Genomic DNA, 23,594 nt, shown 5'->3' with positions numbered 1-23,594 from the left:
TACCTCTCTATCCTATTTATTATATTTTTATCAATTTTTCATATATTGCATTTGCCAAAGCTACATGTCCGCTCTCATCCAAATGCTCCTGGTCGATTTCTGAAGGCTCCGCCACATCAGATGCTGCCAAAAATGAACAGTCATATTCCTCGGCCAGGCGTTTAAAATATGCCTTCAGCTCTCTTGATGTCTCCAGCGATTTCTGATTAAACTCTGGATCAAATTCCTCCAGGTAAACCTTTTCTCCCAAAAAAATCGGTGAAACCAAAAGAACCTTCAAATTATTATCAAAGGACTTCACCTGCTTCAGAAGAATCTCAGCTCCCCTAGTAATAACCTTCGCTGATGCATTGTAGACTGCTTTGCAATCATTCGTACCAAGCATAATCACAACCTTTTCAATAGGATTATGGGTTTCCAGAATAACCGGAAGCAGTGCCGAACCATTTCTTCCAGCCCTGATGCTGTCTTCAAAAACTGTCGTCCTTCCAACAAGCCCTTCCTCTAATACTCTGTATCCCTCAGGAGCCAACCTCAATGAAAGAATTCCTGTCCATCTGGTGGCTTCATCAAATCGTCCTGTGCCATCTGGCTTATAACCATATGTATTTGAATCGCCGAAGCATAAAACACTCTTCATCTTGTACCTCCTTCCATTACCTATTTATCTACTAGGTTGATAGGATATTAACATATAATCTCCACACGGTCAATAATCGCAGTTCCTAAAATATGTTATAGCCGGCTATCAATTCGATTTATACCTAACACCGATTCGCCAAAATCAACTCTCTTCTGTACCGTATAGTTAATTCCCAGGCCGCCCTTCTGCCATGTCCACCGCCCTGCCCCGGGCCCAGCCCATTCTCATTTGCACAGTCGCATAATTGTGATTCTCTAAAACTACGTTTCGCTTTCTATATTTGTGAGTGTCCGTTCCATTCTTTGCACTTCTATTGCCACAGTATACACAACACAGACACTAACAAATCTTAGATTAAGTTTCTCTGCACCAAACTTAGGAGTAATTGCGTGATTTTGAAATGAGCTTTGTGGGAAAGAAATGTTGTTTTGATAGATATAGGCAAGACGAGCCACGGATGGCGAGGAGAACGAGCGGCTGAACATGGACGTGAATCCCGAGTGGTGCCTATATCTACAAAACACATTTCGTTTTCCCACTTAGCGAATGGAGTATGAACGCAATTATCCTAAGCTTTGTGCAGAGAAGCTTATATAAATTACAAAGTGTCTGTGTAGTGTTGATACAGTGGCTTCGAAGTGCAAAATCAATAAAAGGACACTCACAGAAAGCTCCAACAGTAGTTTAAGAGAATCTACAATTATGCTCCAATGATGCAAATGAGAATGGGCTGGGCCCGGGGCAGGGCGGTGGACATGGCAAGAGGGGGTCCCGTTCAAAATTTAGGTGCAGAAGAGAGTTGATTCACCCACTTACCTATGTTATATTAGGGTTAATCAACGAAAGGAGATTTTGGATATGTTTAGTACAAAAGGAAGATACGCACTTCGTGTAATGATAGATTTGGCTGGTCAGGATCCTGATGCGTATATTCCGCTGAAGGATATCGCAGAGCGCCAGGATATTTCAAAGAAGTACTTAGAGATTATAGTAAAAGAGCTTGTACACGGCGGCTTAGTCACTGGTGTCAGCGGAAAGGGTGGCGGATACAAACTTACCAGAAAGCCTAACGAATATTCTGTTGGTGAAATCATTGAACTTTTAGAGGGAAGCCTCTCTCCTGTTGCGTGCCTTGCTGATGGCGCACCGGAGTGCCCAAGAGAAAGTGTCTGCAAGACTCTGCCAATGTGGACAGAATTCTACCTGCTTGAACGCGACTTTTTCTATGGAAAAAAGCTATCAGATATTGTCGGCTAAGATTAAAGGGACTCCATTTCGGAGCCCCTTTAGTAATGTTACCAGCTGCGTTTTTCCAGTCGCAATCGCTCGTGTTCTATTTCATCCATAAGTGATTTTGCTGGAACTGGCGCTGTGCTTTCATCATAGAGCAATTCTATAAGCTGATTTTGCTTTTCTATCAAGTTGCTCTTTATGAAGCTTGTTGGCTCCAAGTTTTCCCAAAGCTGCTCTTTTCCAGCTTTAATGCTTGCATCCCACTCTGCTTTGTTCTTTTCATACTGCTGATTTAATTCGTCTATACGTTTTTCAGCTTCAACACGGAGCTTCTCCGTCTCCAGACGGATTTCTTCCATTCTAGCCTTAACTTTTTCTGTACGATAAATTACATCAGGATAAGCATTGGCAAATCTTCGATAGAAAATAGATCTGTCACTAAGTAATAATTTGACATCCTTGCTTATGGCTTCTGTATTATCAGCTTCACTGGATTCAACTCCTATTTTTACAAGCTTTAATACAAAATGAGAAACACTGTAATCCGCAATGAAAATTGAAGCCAGGCAGCCTGCAATTATTTCCCTGACAAACAGACTGAGGTTTTCTAATGCCAAATATAAAAGCGGATTTACAATATGAATAATTGCAACTCCACCTATTCCAAATAAAATCAGATTTCCTATCCATACTCTTCCATTCAGGTTCATTGGCTTTTGACTGTAGTCCCACCATCTTGCGTGAAATCTTTTTTCCATAAAATAACTGGCGAGATACTCAATCAAGCCACATACGATTAATGAAATAGCAAAGGTAGTTCCAATTCCTCTCTCCACAGGAGTAAGTCCTGCAACTGTAAGAGTAATGAGCGCGGCCCCAGCACCATATATTGGAAGCCATGGACCAATGAGAAAACCTCGATTTATGAAGCGTCCAAACTGTCTATATTTCAGTGTTACCTCAATGCACCAGCCTACGAACGAAAATGTAAAAAATACCAATATCAAATTTATAAAGAAGTCCATATACCCTCCAATTTTAGGAAATTAAATTGATGTCATTTTTATTGATTATACATTTTTTCCTTAATATACGAAAGAAATAGCCTTCAAACCGAAGGCTATTTCTTTAACTACCATAATATAATTATATATTTTGCAATATCTGTATGCTCTTCTGTGTTTTTGGAGCATTCCTAGAATCTAGCAACTACTACTTTATCAATTGACACCTTGCCAGCCTACATACTTTCGTTTTGGATTGATAAAATTTTTTCAAAATTCAAGTTTTTTATCAATTGCTAACGAATACATGCTAGATTGAGCATTGTCCATTTATAAAATTTCCTGTTTTTACATGTTTTTTATCAATGAATTTATCTCAAAGCCCTTTATCTTCATTTATAATTGATAAATACTTCTGTTTTGCATCTGGCTCAGCACTATTTAAAAGATGGATAATTAAATTTCACTACATATCAATTAAAATAGTATGCATGACATCACCAGAAATCTTCACTGTCGATTCAGAAAACAATCCCGTGATAAATGCCTTTAACAGTTGATAATATAAATCCCCATCAAGGCCAGCTTCCTTAAAGTAGCTGGAATGAAGATCAATGGCTCGAATGATTTCAACTTTTCCATCTGAATTCAAATTCACCATACTAGCTCTGTCGCAAGGCATGCCGTCCAGTAAAACTTCCTGTAGTTTAAAGCAAGCGTCCTCCGGACTATTTACACCTTCAATCCTCATTGATTCGCCTACTGCTTTAACAGTAGCTTCAATCTTCTCTAATCTCTCTAACTTATCTTTTGCAATAGCAGCTACTACACCTGCAAATCTCTTTTCAGCTCCATCCACCATTCCAAATAAAGATGCATGGATGTTACTTAAATCTACAGCCTCTTCTATTGGTGGAAAATTCTCGATAACAAAGTCATTCACATCTACATTCCATCCCTCTGCCTTGGATAAGTCTGCAAGAGCATTTATAACCTGCTGCATGGTAATGATTCTATTGTACATAAGTGAATGAATTGGTCCTAAAAATGCACTCATCTTCTATCCTCCTAGCCAATCAAAGTCTTGATATCATCTTCTACATTAGTGATTCCAGCAATGCCAAAGTTTTCTACTAATACGTTAGCAACGTTTGGTGAAAGAAATGCTGGAAGTGTTGGTCCAAGGTGGATGTTCTTCACACCAAGGTATAGAAGCGCCAAAAGAACAATTACAGCCTTCTGTTCATACCATGAAATGTTATAAACGATTGGAAGATTATTTACATCATCAAGCTCGAATACTTCCTTAAGCTTAAGCGCGATAAGAGCAAGTGAGTACGAATCATTACACTGACCTGCATCTAATACTCTTGGGATTCCTCCGATGTCTCCTAAATCAAGTTTATTGTACTTGTACTTGGCACAACCCGCTGTAAGAATCACAGTATCCTTTGGAAGTGCCTGAGCAAATTCTGAATAGTAGCTTCTGCTCTTTGCTCGTCCATCACATCCTGCCATAACAACAAACTTCTTGATTGCACCAGACTTAACCGCATCTACAACTGTATCAGCAAGTGCAAATACCTGCTCATGTGCAAATCCACCTGTGATAGTACCTGTCTCGATTTCTGTTGGAGCATCACATTTCTTTGCCATCTCAATTATTTCTGAGAAATCCTTAGTCTGACCGTACTCACCATCAATATGCTTACAGCCTGGATAGCCACATGCACCCGTTGTAAACATTCTATCCTTATAAGAATCTGCTGGTGGGACAATGCAGTTTGTGGTCATAAGAATTGGACCGTTGAAGCTATCGAATTCTTCCTTCTGCTTCCACCATGCATTACCATAATTTCCTGCAAAGTTATCGTACTTTTTGAAGAATGGATAATAGTGAGCAGGAAGCATCTCTGAGTGAGTATAAACATCCACGCCTGTTCCCTTAGTCTGCTCTAAAAGCATTTCAAGATCCTTTAAGTCATGGCCTGAAATAAGAATACCTGGATTATTTCTTACACCAATATTTACCTGTGTAATCTCTGGGTTTCCAAAAGCTGTTGTATTAGCCTCATCAAGAAGTGCCATTCCTTCCACACCGTATTTACCAGCTTCAAGAGTAAGCTGTACCAAGTCATCCACTGTAAGGCTGTCATCAAGTGTATCAGCAAGAGCCTTCTGTAAAAATGCATCTACTTCCACATTTTCCTTAAGAAGCGCATTAGCATGCTTTGAATATGCAGCAAGTCCCTTGAGACCGTATGTAATAAGTTCTCTAAGTGAACGAATATCTTCATTTTCTGTAGAAAGAACGCCTACAGTCTTTGCCTTTGCATCAAACTCAACTTCTTCGCCTGCCCAAAGTGCAGCCTCTGGAAGTTTAGCCTTCACGTCATCGCCAAGCTGACCTAACAACTGTTCCTTAACAAAAATTGTCTCCCTAATTTTTCCTGAAATTGCATCATAATCAAAATTAGCATTTGTAATAGTAGTAAAAAGATTTACTGATACAAGGTGATTTACATTTTCTGAAACTTCCTTACCCTCATTACGAAGTGCTGTTGTTACTGCAGAAAGTCCCTTTGTAACATAAACTAATAAATCCTGAATATTTGCAACCTCTGGCTTCTTTCCGCATACACCAGACATTGTACAACCACTGCAACCTGCAGTTTCCTGACACTGATAACAAAACATTTTATTTTCCATTTGTTTGACTCCTTTTAAAACAGTTTTTGTTCATGCCTAGGACTATAAAACAGGAATCAAACAAATATAGTTGCAAATGCAACTCTTTTCATCGTACTATTTAGGTAGTATATAGATAGGCAGGTGAACCCTATGAATAATGAAATTAGCTATAACGACGTTGCTCTTTTTGAAAATATTAAAGAAGTTGATTTGGACAAGCTATTGGTTTGCATTCATTCCTTCAAAAAAGAATTCAAGAAGGGGCAGACAATCTATATGGAAACAGACCATATTCCTTATGTAGGTATCGTTCTATATGGAAGTGTTCATATGATAAAGAATGACATTTGGGGCAATAGTACTCTATTTACCTTCTTCGGTCCTGGGGAATTGTTTGGTGAAAGCTTTGCTGTTCAAAAAGACGTTTCTTCATCGGTGATATTTAAAGCTGCCGAGAATACGAAAGTCTTATTCCTTTCAGCCTCAAACATAATTCATTCATGTCCTAATGCCTGTGTCTTTCATGCTCAGATTGCAACAAACCTGTTTCACCTACTGGGAACAAAAAATCAAAAGTTCCTTAATAAGATAGAAGTTCTCTCAAAAGGCAGCATCCGGGAAAAGCTTTTGGCATACATTTCCCAGCTTGCTCAGGAGCAGAATTCTAAATATGTTAACTCCCCTCTTTCAAGAGTAGCTCTTGCTGAGTACTTGTCCGTTAATCGCAGCGCAATGATACGCGAACTCTCAAAAATGAGGGATGATGGAATTATAGATTTTGATAAAGATACGTTTATCGTAAAGGAAGGAAATTATGGAAAAGAGAATTGATACTATTGGCGAAACTTTAAAAAACGAAAGCTATGGCATGGGAATCGGCTCTAAGGTAAAGGCTGCTCCATTGAAGAGGCAAGATGGTGCTGATGAGCAGTATCTCATTCTTAAGCAAATTGAGAATCATCCTCTTAATATATTCGCTCTTGAGAATGAAGCTATTTCTGAGGCTCTTAAAGAACTACGCACTGCCATGGAAAGCCGTGAAAATCTAATTCCAGCTTTGGATAAGGCCAGAGAGCTTGCTATTCATTATGCTGAAAAAGGCGATTTACTCTATCCTCTCCTCAAGCTTAAATATCATTTTGTCGGCCCTACAGATATTATGTGGACAGTGGATGATGAAATTCGTGACGAAATGAAGGCACTGTCTAATAGTGCTAAAGATTTCTCGTCACTTTTAGAAGATAAAGATTGGAATGAAAGACTTGAAGCAGTAGTCACTCGCGCTGAGGAAATGATTTACAAAGAGGAAAACATCATCTTCCCTCTTTGCGCTAAAAATTTTACTGAGGAAGAATGGCAGGATATTGCAAGAGACTTTGATGACTACAAACCTTGTCTTATCGGGAAGCGTCCACTTTGGAAGAAAGCTACTCCAAAGAAAAATGTTAATGACTTGCCTCAGACTGGTGAAATGATTACCTTCCCATCTGGTCAGCTCACTCCATATCAATTGGATGCAATGCTTAACACTATTCCTATTGAGCTTACATTTGTTGACGCAAATGATGTAAATAAATACTTTAATGACGGCGATGAAATGAAGCTTTTTAAGCGTCCCCTCACCGCTCTTGATAGAGAAGTCTACACCTGTCATCCTCCTAAGTTTGAGCCTATGGTTCGCTCAATAATTGCTGATTTCAAAGCCGGCACCAGAGACTGCATCGAAATTTGGAGCAGTCGTGGCGACCAGGCGGTATTGATCCGATACATGGCTGTTCGCGACAAAGATCACAACTATGTAGGCACTCTGGAATGCGTTCAGCCTATGGGCTTTGCCGAGCAGCATTTTGGAAGGTAAAACAATTATTAATTCAAAAAGTGGAGCAATCATATATCGCTCCACTTTTTTAGTCTACTTATTCAATTATCGAATTCAATATTTCCAGCTTCTGCTGCGCAGCATAGATTAGCTCTGCTGCAGCCAAGAGTTCCTCTTCGAAATCTACTTCCTGAGCGTCTAGTGATTTTTCCTTCTTTGATAGAGTCTTATACTTAATATCGTGCTCAAGAGACGCCCATAAATCCATAGCTGTAGTACGAATTTGAAGCTCTACTGGAATCATCTGCTTCTTATTCATAAAGTACACAGGAACACGAATAATCATGTGTAGGCTCCGATAACCATTTGGCTTTGGACTTGCAATATAGTCTTTTATTTCTATTATCTGCACATCATCCTGAGAGAGAATTCTATCCCTAATAAGGTAAACATCCTTGATATAAGGGCACACACATCTTACACCAGCAATATCATAAATATTATTAAAAGCCTCTGTAAGCGAGAGCTTCATCCCCATTTCCAATCTTAATAGATTTCTTCAAATCCCTGCCAATAGACTCCTCCATCTTCTGCACTTCCTTTTCCACGTACCTATCTATAAAGCCGTCCTTGAAGTAGACCTCATCAGCTTCACTGTCCTGCTTGTCTGTCTCTGTATCAAAGTTTTCTTCTTCATGCAAACTTTCAGTCAAGGCTTTTATTAGATCTTCCTTAGCCTGAAGATCATGTTCTTTCTTTAAATGGCTAAACAGGCTGCCATCATGTAAAGCCTTATCAGCCTCTAATTCTTCTGTCAATCTTTTATACTCTCGCTCTTTGGCTTCCCTGTCTTCCAGGTATTTATTAAGAATATCTGAGTTCTTAAAATCAAAGCCTCCAAAGCTATCATATTGCCCCGACGCATAATTCTGAACCTCGCTGTCGAGCCATTGCTGTTCCTTACTTGAAAGCGCCTGTCCCTCTGCCATCTTGGTAAGAATATCATCCATTCTAGTCACATATTCACTATAGGACTCTGAATTCTTATTAGGCATAGTATTAGAATTAGCTTTAAACTTTTCTGTTCCCTCCCTGGAAAAAGAGACAGAACATGCATCAATCTTTTTCTCTCCAAGAACAGCTTTACCATTATTTGAAACATCAGCATTTTTTGCAGGTATCACAGTTTTATTAGTTAGATTAAGACTTGAAGCTTTTACATCCATTTCAATTCTCCTTTGTAAAAGAACAGCCATTTCCACTTATATCGCAATTATAAAACCAATTTATGAAGAAACTGCAAACGAAAAAAACTATTTTATTTATCATATTCATCCAGGAAATGATGTTTCACACCATCCTGCTTGTATGCTATTACTGTCGCAAGGTTTACGTTTTCAACACTACGGAAAATGTTTGACTCCACGTATGGGTTAACCTTTTTTAGCTCTGCAATGAGTCTACGAGTCTCTATTCGTTTTGATTCAACTATATCATCTGGCGAATAATTTGCATTACGCTCTGTAAAATGACATGCACACTGTAAAAATCTAAGCTCATTATATTTAACCCATGCAATAATATCATCCTGACGAATAAGGTATAGCGGACGAATTAATTCCATGCCTTCAAAGTTTGTTGAATGAAGCTTTGGCATCATGGTCTGTACCTGTGCGCCATAAAGCATACCCATAAGAATAGTCTCAATAACATCATCATAATGGTGACCAAGCGCTATCTTATTACAGCCCATCTCTTTAGCCTTAGCATACAAATGACCTCTACGCATTCTTGCACAGAGATAGCAAGGATTCTTTTCGATATTATCTACTGAATCAAAAATATCACTTTCGTATATCTCAATTGGAATCCCCATAAGCTTGGCGTTACTTTCGATAAGCTCTCTGTTAGCCTTGCTATATCCTGGATCCATCACTAAGAATGAAAGCTCAAAATTAACCTTCTGATGACGCTGTATTTCCTGGAAAAGCTTTGCCATAAGCATAGAATCCTTACCACCCGAGATACATACACAGATGTGATCGCCTTCTTTGATTAGCTCATACTGCTTGCAGGCACGGGCAAAAGGAGAAAAAAGAGACTTATGAAATTTCTTTCTTATGCTCTTTTCTATTTCATCTCTTTTTGCTTCCAAATCTAATTCTAAATTTTGATTATTTATATCTTTCAATTAACACCTCATCCGTCAGCTTTGCTGACACCTTTTCTCGGCTACCGCCTCGGTCGGTGCTAAACATATGCCACTGGCATCTAGCACCCCTCAAGGGGAAGGCTTATATCAAATCCTTTACTACTTCACTTGCTATTATAAGTCCAGCCACTGGCGGACAAAATGACGATGAACCAGGCACAGCTCTTCTGCCATCAGATGGCTCCTCTACCTCATCAACATCGGTGGATGGTTCAAGTGGCTTTTCATCTGAGAAAACTACTTTTAGCGAATCAACTCCACGCTTCTTTAGCTCTTTTCTCATGACTTTTGCTAAAGGGCACATTGTGGTCTCATTAATATCAGCTATTCTAAAACGGCTAGGATCCATCTTATTTCCAGTGCCCATGCTACTGATAATTGGAGTATTGCTCTCCTTACATTTCATAATAAGAGCAAGCTTTGCTGTAACTGTATCAACAGCATCCACCACATAATCATATTCCTTAAAATCAAAGGTATCTGCATTGTCTGGTAGAAAAAAGCATTTATGAATCGTCACATCAACCTCAGGATTAATGTCCAGCATACGCTCCTTCATTACCTCAACCTTGTCTCTGCCAACTGTAGAATGAGTAGCAATAATCTGTCTGTTAATATTTGTGAGGCTCACATCGTCGTTATCAATCAAATCAAAATGGCCCACTCCGCTGCGAACCAAAGCCTCACAAACGTAACCACCAACACCACCTATTCCAAAGATGGCAACTCTTTTATTATGTAATTTCTCCACAGAGGTTTTTCCTATCAAAAGCTCTGTTCTTGAAAACTGATTCATTATTTCAATACCTCGTTCATGCTTCCCGTTCTGTATCCCTTTAAATCCAGTGATACATAATTGAAGCCATAGATTTTCAGAATATCGTATATACGAATTCTATAATCCTCATCCATAAATCTATTAAAGTCCTCTGGAAGAACCTCTATCCTAGCCAAATCATCCCCATGTATTCTAACTCTAAATTGTTTGAAGCCCTCGTTATACAACAGTTCCTCTGCTTTTTCAACCATGAAGAGCTTGTTTTCTGTAATAGTCTCCTCATAAGGAATCCGGCTGGCAAGACATGCAAAGGATGGCTTGTTTGCTGTAGGTAATCCAAACTCAGAAGATAACTCCCGAATCTCTTGTTTCGTAAATCCGATAATACGAAGCGGACTTAATATTTCAAGCTCAGCTATCGCCTGCATTCCAGGACGATAGTCTCCTTCATCATCCAGGTTAGAACCCTCTAAAACATATTTAATATCCTGACCTAAGGCTAAAGCCTTCATATGAGAAAACAAATGCTTCTTACATATATAACAACGGTTTGAGGGATTGCCTGAAAAGCCTTCTACTTCAAACGGATTAGCATTATACACTATTTGTTTAATGCCATTATCCCTGCAAAACTTAGTGGCCTCATCCTGCTCTCTCTTCGGAATTAAATCAGAAATTGCAGTAATTGCTATGGCATTGTCCCCCACTGCCTGCTTTGCAGCATAAAGTAAAAAAGTAGAATCCACGCCACTGGAAAAAGCCACTGCAACTCTATCAAGCTCTTTTATATATGCAATTAGACGCTGATATTTTTCCTCTAAATTCATTTTCATTGATTATTTTTCTTTCAAAATTGAAATCGCTACAAATACTATCAAAACAAATGGATAAATCAACCATGGAATAAGTGAAAAGCTGGCAATCTTTGCAATATTTGCTGCCACAAGAAGCTGAGCTCCATAAGGAATGATTCCCTGCATGATGCAAGAACATGTATCAAGGAGCGATGCTGTCTTCTTAGGCTCCACGCCATACTCTTCGCTAATATGCTTTGCAATAGGCGCTGCTATTACAATAGCAACAGTATTATTTGCAGTTGCAAGATCCATAAACATAGTAAGGAAAGCAATACCAAGCATTCCACCTTTTTTGTTCCCTGCTTTTTTTCTTATTATCTCTAATATAGCTTCAAAGCCACCATGCTCCCTGATAAGAGATGCAACTGATGCAACAAGAATAGTTACAATCATGGTCTCAAACATTCCGGCTATTCCTGTTCCCATAGAAGAAAGTCCTGAAACATAAGTAAGTGAGCCAGTAAATATTCCCACTACTATAAACATAAAGCATCCAAGCAATAATACCTTAAATACATTTACACTAAGAATAGATAATAATAATACGACGAAATATGGAAGTGCCTGCCAAATATTATAATCATAATTTCCGATAGCAACTCCACCTTTTGCAAAAGAATAGGTCACAAGGATAACCAATGTGACTATAGCCGAAGGCAATGCAAGCTTTAAATTTGCCTCAAACTTATCCTTCATGGCTATACCCTGAGTTTTGGTTGATGCAATAGTCGTGTCTGAAATAAAGGATAAATTATCCCCAAACATTGCTCCACCGACAACTACTCCAACACAAAAGGCCAGACTGAGATTTCCATTTTTTGATACAGCGCATGCAATAGGCGCAAGTACAGAAATCGTTCCCACGCTGGTGCCCATTGCCATAGAAATAAGACAGGCAATAATAAATAAACCAGGCACAGCAAATCTGCCTGGGATAACGCTAAGCAAAAGATTCGCTGTGGATGAAGCTCCACCTGCCTCGCCCGCTACTCCACTAAAAGCACCTGCCAAAATGAAAATAAAAAGCATTGTTACAATATTGTCGTCCCCAATGCCCTCGGCGCATATATGAATCTTTTCCTCGAAGCTCTTGCTTCTGTTTTGTGTAAAAGCAAGAATAAGCGCAAAAGTAAAGGACAGAACTACCGAGACTACATAGAATCCCATCTGCCCTTCAATCGGTGAAATATACTGGAAATAAATACCATTTCCAAGATATAAAACCAAAAACAATGCTATAGGAAGTAACGCCTTAGCATTTGCTTTTGGTTGTTGATTTGTGTTACTCATTAATAGTTTCCCTTCATTTATAAAATCAGATAGAAACTATTTTACTTTGTTCAGCCATTATTTGCAAATTAATGCATATGACAACTTTCACAGTCATGCTCCTCAGGGAAATCCTTTGGATCATATGCGATGCCGTTCTTGTCATAGTAATCCTTTACCGCACTCTTGATTGCTTCCTCAGCAAGAACTGAACAGTGAAGCTTGTGTGGTGGAAGTCCATCAAGTGCCTCTGTAACAGCCTTGTTTGTAAGCTGAAGTGCCTCTGAAACTGGCTTGCCCATAATAAGCTCTGTTGCCATTGATGATGATGCGATCGCGCTACCGCAACCAAATGTCTCAAACTTAACATCCTCAATAATCTGCTCATCATTTATCTTTAAGTAAATCTTCATGATGTCGCCACAGACTGGGTTACCAACCTCGCCAACTCCTGACGCATCTTCAATCACTCCTACGTTTCGTGGATTTCTGAAGTGATCCATTACCTTTTCACTATATAATGCCATTTTAATTATTCCTCCGGTATTTTTTCTAATTAATTTACAAAACAATGAAGAAGTGCCATTTTAAATTTGCCTTTGGCAAATAGGCACTTCTGGGCATCAATAAAGCCTTCCTTAAGTCGACTTTATTGATGCAGTACGTGTGGACGCTTTCCACTTACTAAATCACCCCAGAATGGTGAGAAGCCTCTTAAGTACTCCACAACCTCACCAACTGACTTGATGATGTAATCAACCTGCTCCTCTGTGGCATCCTCGCCAAGAGAAATACGAAGTGAACCGTGAGCTACCTCATGTGGACGTCCGATTGCGAGAAGCACATGGCTAGGATCAAGTGAGCCTGATGTGCAGGCTGAACCAGATGAAACTGCAACACCCTTATCATCTACTAATAATAGAAGTGATTCACCCTCAATTCCCTCAAAGCAGAAGTTTACATTGGACTTAACTCTAAGATTTCTGTCGCCGTTAAGCTCTGAATAAGGAATATTAGAAAGACCTTCGATAAGCTTATCCTGAAGCTTTGCGAACTTTTCATTATTCTCGTCAATATGTGAAATTGCATCCTCAAGAGCAACTGTCATACCAACAATACCTGCAAGGTTTTCTGTACCTGCTCTCTTACCACGCTCCTGCGCACCACCATTGATTACATTTGTAAGAATGATGCCGCCTCTTGCATAAAGAACTCCAACGCCCTTAGGACCGTGAAACTTGTGAGCTGAGATTGAAAGCATATCGATATTCTGCTCAACCACATCAATGTGAACATGGCTTACTGCCTGAACTGCATCTGTGTGGAAAAGAACTCCTCTTTCCTTGCAAACTGCGCCGATTTCAGCGATTGGCTGGATTGTTCCGATTTCGTTATTTGCATACATCACTGTTACAAGTGCTGTATCCTCACGAATTGCTGCTGCGATATCTTCCACCTTTACAACACCGTTTGAATTAACATCAACAAGTGTAACCTCAAATCCTTCCTTCTCAAGAGCCTGAAGTGTGTGAAGCACTGCGTGATGCTCGAACTTTGTAGAAACGATGTGCTTCTTTCCCTTCTTCTCTCCAAGTCTGGCTGCTGAAATTATAGCCTGATTGTCAGCCTCACTACCGCCTGATGTGAAATAAATCTCACGTGGCTTTGCACCAAGAAGCTTTGCGATTCTCTCACGAGACTCCTCCAAAACCTCCTTTGCCTTCTGACCAACTGAATATAAGCTTGATGGGTTTCCATAAACCTCTGTAAAATATGGAAGCATTGCTTCCACAACCTTAGGACTAACAGCTGTAGTTGCTGCATTATCTGCATATACGAACATATTTCATAACCTTTCTATTATATATAAATTATTAACGAGCCGCATTCACCTACCCGTTTGATATGTAAATAAAAATAGCATCAATTACCCATTCAGTCAATAGGTAAATGATGCTATTTCCTCTGTTGATATTTTTTATCAAGAACTACTCTACGCTCTTTAATGCTTCGGTTAATGGAATCTTTTTGATTCTCCTCATATCAAGCAATACTACTATCAAGTATGAAACCACAACCATCAAAACCATTTTTGCATAATCCTGAACTGATGCGTAGAAATTGAACCAGCCGTTCAATCCGTACATTACAGATTTCCACATTTCCTGAAGCACTATGTCACTGAGCTTTGTCGAAATCACTGCAAACACAACTACCATAATAGTCGTGAGTCTGATGAAGATACTATTAATCTCACCATTGTTGTAGCCAAGCACCTTCAGCATTGAAATTGACACTGTATTCTTCTCGATAATTATCTTTGTCAAAAGAAGTATCAGAAGAACAGCAAGCGCCATGCAGCCATAGCCAAAATAATCCATGTAAGCGCCCATTGAGTGATCCAGCTGATTAGCCATCTTCAAAATATCGTCTATCGTAATTACGGATAAAATATACTCATCATCAATATCGGTTATCTCCTTGTCGGAAAGATATCCAGTAAAATGATCATCATCGTAATCAAACATCTTGTTGAAGTTTTCGTTAGGCATAAAGATTGCCATCATGCCAGGCTGATTATAAATACCTCTGATGATGAAATCATGTATATCGCTGGTGTACTGCTCCTTTAGGGTCAATTTCTGCCCTTCTTCCAATGAGAATTTTTCTGCAAAGGATTCTGATACCCAAATCTCATTTTCCTTAGCCTCATTTGGAAGGATAATGTAATTACTGTCCTTCGTGTATCCGTAAACTGTAATTTCCTCGTCCACGTGCACGCCGTCTATTGTAAGCAAGCCTCTTGAGCTGTACTTCTCAGCATCCTTTACCTTGGTTGTAATCTCATTGCCCTCTGGGTCCACAGTCTTTTTCAGCACGTACTGATAATCAGTAATCATATAATCCGCCGCATTATCCTGATAGTTCTTTAATGTAGATGGCAGACCAACTGCAAAATCAATCAATATCATAACAAAGCATATTCCAAGGAATAATGTGAAATAGCCTGTTACATTCTGCATAAGCACACGCAGTCTAAATCGATTCAGGAAATTCCATCTCGGTAGTCGAATCGCCTTCTTTCTCTTGGATTTACTCAAATCTCTTCGCAAGAACTGAAGCGGCGAAAACTGAAGCTTCGAAGAGATAACAAGGAAGTTTATAACTATGACAAGAATTACCGGATATACGGTAGTCTTGACGAAAGCATCTGTATTCCATAATGTCTCATAGGTAGGAAGACTATAGGAATTGTAATACATGGACACTACCACGTTTTTAAAATAAGTGTAGCCTAGAATATTTCCTACAAGTGCTGCCAAAAGTGTTACCAAAATTGGAACTGTCACATAGTGTCTAAGCAGCTCGCCCTTGGTGTATCCCGAGGCTCTCAGCGTTCCAATCACTGACGCTTCGTTCAAAATCGTATTGCTGATTGCGATTGCAAAGATAAAAGCGATAACACCTATCAATACTATAAGAAGAACCTCGCCCATAATCTTATCCTTGCCAATATCCTCAGGTGCAAAATGGGTTGCCTGATTCAGATATTCTGGAAGATATCCTGTCACCTCATTCAAATGCTCAAAATCCGGATTATCAACATCTCCACCTGTGGCAGCAAGCTTATAAAGCTCCTCTACGAAATCATCGGATTTTTCCTTTTGCTCCTCTGTGTCCGCTGGGGGATCTACATACGTATATGCGTATTGATAAACGGTTGCTCCCTTGATATTATCAAAGCCCTCTTTAGTGACCACTGCCACATCAAAGGTAATGGCATTGAACATTATTTCACCATTGTCCTCATACAAGGTGCTGTAATCTGAAAGTGCCACAAGACCTGAGACCTTCATTTCCTTTCCGTCAACCTTGATTGTATCGCCTACCTTTATTCCCACATTGTCTGCATGCATTCTATCAATGGCAATTTCATCCTTTGCCTTTGGATATTCACCTTCCATGAGGCATGTTCCATTGACCTCATCTCGCATAACAAAGACTCTGATTTTGGATTTCTCAGCATCCTTCTTATCAGGAATTCGCTCTGACACCTGCTTATAGAACTGCTTATAGGTAACAACACCTTCATTCTCAATTGCATCTAAAAGCTTGTCAGTTGCCTCCTCCTTTAGTTCAAAATGTCCATCTTCAATATTATATTTCTCATAGGAATCGTTGGCGGCTGTCTCCATGCTGTCATTTGCCACGAACATACCAGCCACAAAGCCTATAGTAATTACCATAATTGCAAATAATGCAAAGTATTTCTTCCAGTCTGCAAGAAGCTCCCGGAGTATTCTCTTTTTCAAAGGATTTCTCATAATTCTAGCCCTCCACAAGTCAATCTAGGCCTCCAAGTAATGCCAGTTACGCTTACAAGCCTTGGTATTACTCCGTCGCGAGATTGGCTCCTTGAGTAACACCAAGAGCTTGTTAGCTACTGGCTCTCTATCCAAGTCTATGTGGCCTAGATTCACTTACGCTTACCACTCTAAGTCTACTGCGCTAACCTTATTGTCATTAATTATGTTTTTACGAACGACGCCGTCACGAAGTTTTATTGTGTGATCGGCCATATGCGAGATTGCTTCGTTGTGGGTTACCATGATTATCGTATTTCCGTAGCGCTGATTTACGTTCTCTATCAGGCTAAGGATTTCTTTTGAGGTATTGTAATCCAGCGCTCCAGTAGGCTCATCACAAAGGAGAATGTTAGGATTCTTCACGATGGCGCGTCCAATTGAGGTGCGCTGCTGCTGTCCGCCTGAAAGCTGATTCGGCAGCTTATAGCGATGCTCAAAAAGCCCAAGTGTATTAAGTAAATCGTCAATGTCTAATGGATTATCTGAAAGATATGCCCCAACCTCGATGTTTTCCTTTACATTCAGATTAGGGATTAGATTATAGAGCTGAAAAACGTAGCCAAGATGCTTGCGTCGATAGTTTGTGAGAGCCTTTTCGTTCATGTCCTTAAGCTTCTCTCCGTCAATTGAAATATAGCCTGAATCAGCATTATCAATTCCACCTATTATATTCAGCAAGGTAGATTTGCCTGAACCTGATGGTCCAAGGAGCACACAAAATTCCCCTTTGGCAACGCTAAAATCTGTTCCGCGAAGAACCTCCTGCCTGCTGTCACCCGTTCCATAAGCCTTATGTATGTCACGTACTTCCAAAAAATTCTCTGGCATATCATGTACCTCCCGTATAACTTAATCGTTTAGTTAGCATTAGCTAACCTCTGAACATATGATAATATATTCATATGTTCTTTGCAACACTCTTTTAATTTTTTTACAAAAAAAAGATCGACTCCGAACGGAACCGACCTTTTGCGACTATAATTTCTTATTAACTATTTGCTTGTAATTGCTCTTCTGACTGTACCCTTTGGATCCTTGATTAAAACATATACAACCCAGATAACCAAAGCCAAAGCAATAACTGATAGTCCAAGGAATGAATCATTAATCATATCCTCTACTGCTGGTGCAAAATAATCTGCGCCAAGCTCTGCATACTCAAAGATTGCATCAACAAGCCACATAATTGAAGCGCCCCAAAACATAAACATAAGAACGCCCAGCTTCATCTCATCGTTCTTGCGGTTGTACCATACAAGTGTAGTAACAACAGCTGCAAAAACTGTAAGTAATAAAGTCATAACGAATCCTCCTATTAAAATGTCTTTGAAGTAGAAAGTGGTCTCTTCACAATAATGTCAGCTGTAACACACATTGCAATCCAGATTGCTGTGATAAGAACTGCCATAGAAACACCTACTGTAGACATTTCGTGAAGCATCTCTGCCTTGTCAGATGGATCAGACATTGCTGTAAGAAATGGGAAAAATGGAACAACTTCACCATGCCAAACGTGCTCAAATGCAAGAAGAACTGAACCACCCCAAAGAAGCTTTGAGAGCCATCCAAGCTTTCTGCTAAGAGGAACTGCTACTTCTGATTTCTTAGAATTATCGCTATTTAATTCCTTCTTTGATTCTACCTTTTTAACTATTTCTGTAACTACGCCTTCACCGGCTGGTACTAAAAAACATGCCATGATATTACTCCTCCTATATAACACTTTTCTTTTTAGCAAGATGCATTATAGCAAAATCTCCTTTAAATATGGGATTTTTAAGCAATTCCATCCATTCAAATAAAAAGGCACAATATTCCATCTTGGAATATCATGCCGCAACATTTTTCTTATTCTGTTTATTTTATCACCGGACGAACCCTACGGGATATAACCAATGCCAGTCCAAGCTTAATTAAATCAGGAATGATAAATGGGAACACACACCAGCCAAGTGCTGTCATCACTCCAATTGCACCTGATGATTTTGCATAAACTGTCATGAACCAGACTGTCCCAAGAGCATAGCAGGAAACAAGCCCAAGCACAAGTGCAATCACTTCCCCCACAAGAGTCTTTTTAAAAAACTTTTCAAAGAGAATATATATCAAACCTGTGAGTATAAATCCAACAATATATCCTCCAGTTGTGCCAAGAAGAACTCCAACTCCTCCTGAGAAACCTGCAAATACAGGTGCACCTACTGCACCTAAAAGTATGTATACCAATGTGGCAAGTGTTCCTCTTTTGCCTCCCAAAAGTGCAAGCATTGCAAATACTGCAAAGGTCTGCAAAGTAAATGGTACCGCTGTTGGAATACTTATCCATGAGCATATTGTAATTAGCGCCGCCCCAAGAGCAATGTAAACAATATCCAGAGTGTTAAGATTTGATTTGTGTGTAAGTAATTGTGTATTATCCATGTTGCCTCCTTATGCATTTACTTCATGTTGTCTGCATAAAGGTAACATATCCCCCAGTGATTGTCAACCTATCATTAGTATCAAGGTGACATTTAATCATTTTCCCACAGGAGTACCCCAAAATGAGGAAACCATTTCTTGTGGTCCAAAAAAGCTGGTGGCTTATCCCAGTCCTATAGTTCTGAGTAAACCACCAGCTTTTATCAAATTCTTATTCTACATCCTGCAATGCTGCGAAGTCCTCTTCTCCTGTACGGATCTTAACAACCTGCTCTACATCGTATACGAAAATCTTACCATCTCCAATGTGGCCTGTGTAAAGAACCTTCTTGGCTGTCTCAATGACATCCTTAACAGGAACCTTGCAAACAACAACATCCACACGAATCTTTGGAAGAAGTGAAGGCTCTAAAGCAACACCTCTGTAGTACTCTGGTGCACCCTTCTGTACGCCACAACCCATTACGTGAGAAACTGTCATACCTGTGATTCCAAGCTTAAGAAGTGCATTCTTGAGCTTCTCAAGGTTACGCTCCTTGCAAAGGATTTCTACCTTAGTCATACGTGGACGACCTGCTGCTGTAATCTGTGAAGGTGCGTACTCAACCTCGATTGCCTCATCAGGAGTTGCAAGACCAGCTGCCTCAAGAGTTTCAGTAATAAGTGATGCTGTCTCCTCATCGTAATCATCTGTATCGAAGTCATCCTCAAGCATATTGAAGCCAGAATATGCTGATGGAAGTCCGTGCTCAGTTCTATCAAGACCAACGATTTCCTCTTCTGCTGATGCACGAAGGCCGATTGTTGCTTTGATTACTGAAAATGCGATTGTAATTGTAACTGCTGCCCAGGCACCTACTGTAAGGACACCTAAAAGCTGTATTCCAAGTAACTTAAAACCTCCCCCATAGAAAAGACCTGTAAGCTCACTATCAGGAGCTGATGTTGTAGCAAAAAGACCAACTGCGATTGTTCCCCAAATACCATTCATCATGTGAACTGCAACAGCTCCAACTGGATCATCTACGTGAAGCTTATAATCAAGAAGCCATACACCAAATACTACAAGGAATCCTGAAACAACACCGATGATAATTGCACCAAGTGCATCTGTTACATCACATGGAGCTGTGATAGCTACAAGACCTGCAAGTGAAGCATTAAGTGACATTGAAACATCTGGCTTGCCAAACTTAAGCCATGTGAAAACCATTGTTGTACATGTAGCAACTGCTGGAGCGATTGTTGTTGTAACAAAGATTGAAGCAAGCTGCTCTAAAGATGTAGCTGCTGCGCCGTTGAAACCATACCAGCCAAGCCAAAGAATAAATACGCCAAGTGCGCCAATTGCAATATTATGTCCAGGGAAAGCATTTACTTTTGTAATATGTCCCTTGCTGTCACGTGAGAATTTACCAATACGAGGTCCAAGAATCTTTGCACCGATAAGTGCACAGATACCGCCAACCATGTGAATTGCACATGAGCCTGCAAAATCATGGAAGCCAAGCTGTGAAAGCCATCCACCGCCCCAAATCCAGTGAGCCTCGATTGGGTAGATAACAAGTGAAATGATACCTGAATATACACAGTAGCTTACAAACTTTGTACGCTCTGCCATAGCACCGCTGACGATTGTAGCTGTTGTTGCACAAAATACAAGGTTAAATACGAAATTGCTCCAATCGAAATTAGCGTAATCTGTAAAGATGCCAAGTGTTGGTCTACCAACAAGACCAAAGAGGCAATCCTCACCAAAAAGAAGGCCAAAACCTAAAACTATAAACATTACTGTTCCAATACAGAAATCCATCAGATTCTTCATGATGATATTTCCTGTATTTTTTGCTCTGGTGAAGCCTGCCTCTACCATTGCAAAGCCTGCTTGCATCCAGAAAACCAATGCGGCACCTATAAGGAACCACACACCAAATAAAATGCTTGTGTACTCTTCCATAATATTTCCTCCTTGGGGTTTTTATTTATTAAAAAAGCGCACAGTAATTACTTAGTAATTACTGCACGCCTTTGTGCTATCGGGAAGGCAGCACCCATTTATAATTGCCTTCGGCAATGGGGTGCGCCGTGGCAAACAGGTTCTCCCAGCAAGCTGGGGCCTCCTATTTGCATATTATTTAACCGAATATAAGATCTCTCCATAAGTTGGATAAGGCCAGATATCACTTGGTACTACTGTCTCAAGTAAATCTACCACCTCACGAACCTCGTTCATGTCAGCGAAGATTACATCGTGATGGAACTTAGCCAACTCGTATGTATCTGAAAGCTCCTTAGCCTTCTCAATATCAGCCTCAAGCTTCTCAAGTCTCTCATCCATTTTGCAAGTAAGCTTTGAAGCACACTCAAGTCTCTTCTTTTCAACTGTTGAATCAACTGAAAGTCCTGTTGCAGCCTTTGCATTAAGTGTTTCAGCAAGTGTGTACTGATAATCTGTAGCAGCTGCCATGATGTCCTTCTTAACCATTGAATCAAGAGTAAGAGCTTCGATATCAAGTACCTTGTAGTAATTCTCAAGCTGAATATCGTAACGGCTGAAGATTTCCTGCTCTGTAAATACACCATGCTTTGTAAATACATCAATTGACTTCTTCTCAACAAATGCAGGAAGTGCATCAACTGTAGACTTAAGATTTGCAAGGCCTCTCTTCTTTGCTTCCTCAACCCACTCTGGCGCATATCCATTGCCGTTGAAGATAATTCTCTTGTGAGCTGTAAGCTCTCTCTTGATTAATGCATCAACATCTTTATCGAAATCCTTTGAACCTTCAAGTTCAGCAGCAAACTGGTCAAGAACTTCTGCAACGATTGTGTTAAGAATTACGTTTGGTCCTGAGATTGATGCTGAAGAACCAAGTGAACGGAACTCAAATTTATTTCCTGTAAATGCAAATGGTGATGTTCTGTTTCTATCTGTAGTATCCTGTGAAATACTAGGAACTACAGTAGCACCAATTGTCATCTTCTTTTTCTTAATATCATGATAATCTGTACCATCGATGATTGACTCTACAATTGCCTCAAGCTCATCACCAATGAACATTGAAATGATTGCTGGTGGTGCCTCATTTGCACCAAGTCTATGATCATTTCCAGCTGATGCAACGGACACACGGAGTAACTCCTGATAATCGTCGACAGCTTTGATTACCGCTGTTAAGAACAGCAAAAACTGGGTATTCTGGGAAGGAGTAGCACCAGGTTCAAGAAGGTTTACTCCGGTGTCAGTTGATATAGACCAGTTGTTGTGTTTTCCTGAGCCGTTTACACCTGCGAAAGGCTTTTCATGTAAGAGACATACCATGCCATGTCTCTTGGCAACTACCTTCATCATCTCCATGGTAAGCTGATTATGGTCTGTTGCTATATTAGTGGTTGAGAACACTGGCGCCAGCTCATGCTGTGCAGGAGCAACTTCGTTGTGCTTTGTCTTTGCAAGGACACCCAGTTTCCACAACTCCTCGTCTAACTCTTTCATGAAGGCAGAAACTCTTGGCTTAATTGTTCCGAAATAGTGATCCTCAAGCTCCTGTCCCTTTGGAGGCTTAGCTCCAAATAATGTACGGCCTGTGTAAATCAAATCAGGACGCTTATTATAAACCTCTTCATCAATAAGGAAATATTCCTGCTCTGGTCCAACTGTTGTGATAACGCGCTTAACATCATCATGACCAAATAATTTAAGAACTCTGACAGCCTGCTTATCAAGTGCCTCCATAGAACGAAGAAGTGGTGTCTTCTTATCAAGAGCCTCACCTGAATATGAGCAGAAGGCTGTTGGTATGCAAAGTGTATCATCTTTGATGAATACATAGCTTGTTGGGTCCCATGCTGTATAGCCTCTAGCCTCGAATGTAGCTCTAAGACCACCTGATGGGAATGAAGATGCATCAGGCTCGCCCTTAATGAGCTCCTTGCCCGAGAAAGTCATGATAACCTTTCCACCTTCATCTGGCTGAATAAATGAATCATGCTTCTCAGCTGTAACACCAGTCATTGGCTGGAACCAATGTGTGAAGTGTGTTGCGCCAAGCTCGATTGCCCATTCCTTCATGGCATGTGCAATAACATTAGCCAAATCTCTATCAAGAGGACGACCTTCCTCTACTGTGTTCCTAAGTGCCTTGTAAGCATCCTTAGGTAAACGCTCTTTCATGGTTGCATCATTAAAAACTTTGCTTCCAAAAATTTCTGTAACTTTCTTTTCCATAATATATCCTCCTTTTAATCCGCCAGCTACGCCTACAAGCCTGAGAGTTTCTCAGTTCAGCATAGAAAGCTT

The 23,594-nt window shown here is 40.0% G+C and carries 21 protein-coding genes and 1 pseudogene; 3 read left to right on the top strand and 19 right to left on the bottom strand.

Annotation, left to right across the window (positions count from 1 at the left end; translation table 11 throughout):
- Positions 1-19: 19 nt before the first annotated feature.
- Positions 20-640: an SGNH/GDSL hydrolase family protein gene (locus FXF36_RS11115; protein WP_151624075.1), complete on the bottom strand. Its 621-nt coding sequence runs from the start codon at positions 638-640 to the stop codon at positions 20-22.
- An 861-nt stretch (positions 641-1,501) separates the two neighbouring features.
- Between FXF36_RS11115 and FXF36_RS11110 the strand changes: the two genes are divergently transcribed.
- On the top strand, positions 1,502-1,900 hold the full coding sequence (locus FXF36_RS11110; RefSeq protein WP_151624073.1) for an RrF2 family transcriptional regulator: 399 nt from the start codon (positions 1,502-1,504) through the stop codon (positions 1,898-1,900).
- 38 nt (positions 1,901-1,938) lie between these two features.
- On the opposite strand, the gene FXF36_RS11105 is transcribed toward FXF36_RS11110, so the two are convergent.
- The 3 genes from FXF36_RS11105 to hcp form a co-directional block, all read right to left on the bottom strand.
- Positions 1,939-2,901: a putative ABC transporter permease gene (locus FXF36_RS11105; RefSeq protein WP_151624072.1), complete on the bottom strand. Its 963-nt coding sequence runs from the start codon at positions 2,899-2,901 to the stop codon at positions 1,939-1,941.
- 445 nt (positions 2,902-3,346) lie between these two features.
- Positions 3,347-3,937: a hypothetical protein gene (locus FXF36_RS11100; protein ID WP_151624070.1), complete on the bottom strand. Its 591-nt coding sequence runs from the start codon at positions 3,935-3,937 to the stop codon at positions 3,347-3,349.
- 11 nt (positions 3,938-3,948) lie between these two features.
- Positions 3,949-5,589: a hydroxylamine reductase gene (hcp, locus tag FXF36_RS11095; protein WP_151624068.1), complete on the bottom strand. Its 1,641-nt coding sequence runs from the start codon at positions 5,587-5,589 to the stop codon at positions 3,949-3,951.
- Positions 5,590-5,721: 132 nt separating this feature from the next.
- Between hcp and FXF36_RS11090 the strand changes: the two genes are divergently transcribed.
- Positions 5,722-6,402, top strand: a complete 681-nt coding sequence (locus FXF36_RS11090) for a Crp/Fnr family transcriptional regulator (protein ID WP_151624066.1) — start codon at positions 5,722-5,724, stop codon at positions 6,400-6,402.
- Positions 6,386-7,429 carry a PAS domain-containing protein gene (locus FXF36_RS11085; protein WP_151624064.1) on the top strand — a complete coding sequence of 348 codons (1,044 nt, stop codon included), beginning with the start codon at positions 6,386-6,388 and terminating at the stop codon, positions 7,427-7,429. Before FXF36_RS11090 ends, FXF36_RS11085 begins: the two co-directional genes overlap by 17 nt.
- A 58-nt stretch (positions 7,430-7,487) precedes the next feature.
- On the opposite strand, the gene FXF36_RS11080 is transcribed toward FXF36_RS11085, so the two are convergent.
- The 15 genes and pseudogenes from FXF36_RS11080 to FXF36_RS11010 all read right to left on the bottom strand — a co-directional run bounded on the left by FXF36_RS11080 (position 7,488) and on the right by FXF36_RS11010 (position 23,522).
- Positions 7,488-7,928 carry a GTP pyrophosphokinase gene (locus FXF36_RS11080; protein ID WP_151624062.1) on the bottom strand — a complete coding sequence of 147 codons (441 nt, stop codon included), beginning with the start codon at positions 7,926-7,928 and terminating at the stop codon, positions 7,488-7,490.
- A complete protein-coding gene (locus FXF36_RS11075; RefSeq protein ID WP_151624060.1) occupies positions 7,894-8,616 on the bottom strand; it encodes a hypothetical protein in 723 nt (240 codons plus the stop codon). Before FXF36_RS11075 ends, FXF36_RS11080 begins: the two co-directional genes overlap by 35 nt.
- 92 nt (positions 8,617-8,708) lie before the next feature.
- Positions 8,709-9,536: pseudogene (locus FXF36_RS11070) on the bottom strand (tRNA 2-thiocytidine biosynthesis TtcA family protein); the annotation flags it as partial.
- Between the two features lie 148 nt (positions 9,537-9,684).
- Entirely contained in the window at positions 9,685-10,401 is a 717-nt protein-coding gene (locus FXF36_RS11065) for a tRNA threonylcarbamoyladenosine dehydratase (RefSeq protein WP_151624056.1), read from the bottom strand.
- Entirely contained in the window at positions 10,398-11,213 is an 816-nt protein-coding gene (gene larE / locus FXF36_RS11060; RefSeq protein WP_167511371.1) for an ATP-dependent sacrificial sulfur transferase LarE, read from the bottom strand. The genes FXF36_RS11065 and larE overlap by 4 nt, the downstream gene beginning before the upstream one ends.
- A 3-nt stretch (positions 11,214-11,216) precedes the next feature.
- On the bottom strand, positions 11,217-12,527 hold the full coding sequence (locus FXF36_RS11055; protein ID WP_151624053.1) for a Na+/H+ antiporter NhaC family protein: 1,311 nt from the start codon (positions 12,525-12,527) through the stop codon (positions 11,217-11,219).
- 68 nt (positions 12,528-12,595) lie between these two features.
- Positions 12,596-13,033, bottom strand: a complete 438-nt coding sequence (gene nifU / locus FXF36_RS11050) for a Fe-S cluster assembly scaffold protein NifU (protein WP_151624051.1) — start codon at positions 13,031-13,033, stop codon at positions 12,596-12,598.
- 122 nt (positions 13,034-13,155) lie between these two features.
- Positions 13,156-14,349 carry a cysteine desulfurase NifS gene (gene nifS / locus FXF36_RS11045; protein ID WP_151624049.1) on the bottom strand — a complete coding sequence of 398 codons (1,194 nt, stop codon included), beginning with the start codon at positions 14,347-14,349 and terminating at the stop codon, positions 13,156-13,158.
- A gap of 145 nt (positions 14,350-14,494) precedes the next feature.
- Complete coding sequence (locus tag FXF36_RS11040) at positions 14,495-16,831, bottom strand: FtsX-like permease family protein (protein ID WP_174819746.1); 2,337 nt, start codon at positions 16,829-16,831, stop codon at positions 14,495-14,497.
- A gap of 162 nt (positions 16,832-16,993) precedes the next feature.
- Positions 16,994-17,701: an ABC transporter ATP-binding protein gene (locus FXF36_RS11035; RefSeq protein WP_151624044.1), complete on the bottom strand. Its 708-nt coding sequence runs from the start codon at positions 17,699-17,701 to the stop codon at positions 16,994-16,996.
- Between the two features lie 164 nt (positions 17,702-17,865).
- Positions 17,866-18,174 (bottom strand): hypothetical protein, encoded by a 309-nt coding sequence (locus tag FXF36_RS11030; RefSeq protein WP_151624042.1) that lies wholly within the window; start codon positions 18,172-18,174, stop codon positions 17,866-17,868.
- A gap of 14 nt (positions 18,175-18,188) precedes the next feature.
- Entirely contained in the window at positions 18,189-18,572 is a 384-nt protein-coding gene (locus FXF36_RS11025; protein ID WP_151624040.1) for a hypothetical protein, read from the bottom strand.
- Between the two features lie 158 nt (positions 18,573-18,730).
- Complete coding sequence (locus FXF36_RS11020; RefSeq protein WP_151624038.1) at positions 18,731-19,294, bottom strand: biotin transporter BioY; 564 nt, start codon at positions 19,292-19,294, stop codon at positions 18,731-18,733.
- Positions 19,295-19,505: 211 nt separating this feature from the next.
- Complete coding sequence (locus tag FXF36_RS11015; protein WP_151624036.1) at positions 19,506-21,251, bottom strand: ammonium transporter; 1,746 nt, start codon at positions 21,249-21,251, stop codon at positions 19,506-19,508.
- 174 nt (positions 21,252-21,425) lie between these two features.
- Positions 21,426-23,522, bottom strand: a complete 2,097-nt coding sequence (locus FXF36_RS11010; protein ID WP_151624034.1) for a glutamine synthetase III family protein — start codon at positions 23,520-23,522, stop codon at positions 21,426-21,428.
- Between the last annotated feature and the right edge of the window lie 72 nt (positions 23,523-23,594).

It is taken from the genome of Pseudobutyrivibrio xylanivorans (genome assembly GCF_008935055.1).
In the GTDB taxonomy this organism is placed as follows: domain Bacteria; phylum Bacillota; class Clostridia; order Lachnospirales; family Lachnospiraceae; genus Pseudobutyrivibrio; species Pseudobutyrivibrio xylanivorans_A.
The sequence above is the reverse complement of the archived record's forward strand: the minus strand, read 5'-3'. Positions and strand labels throughout refer to the sequence as shown.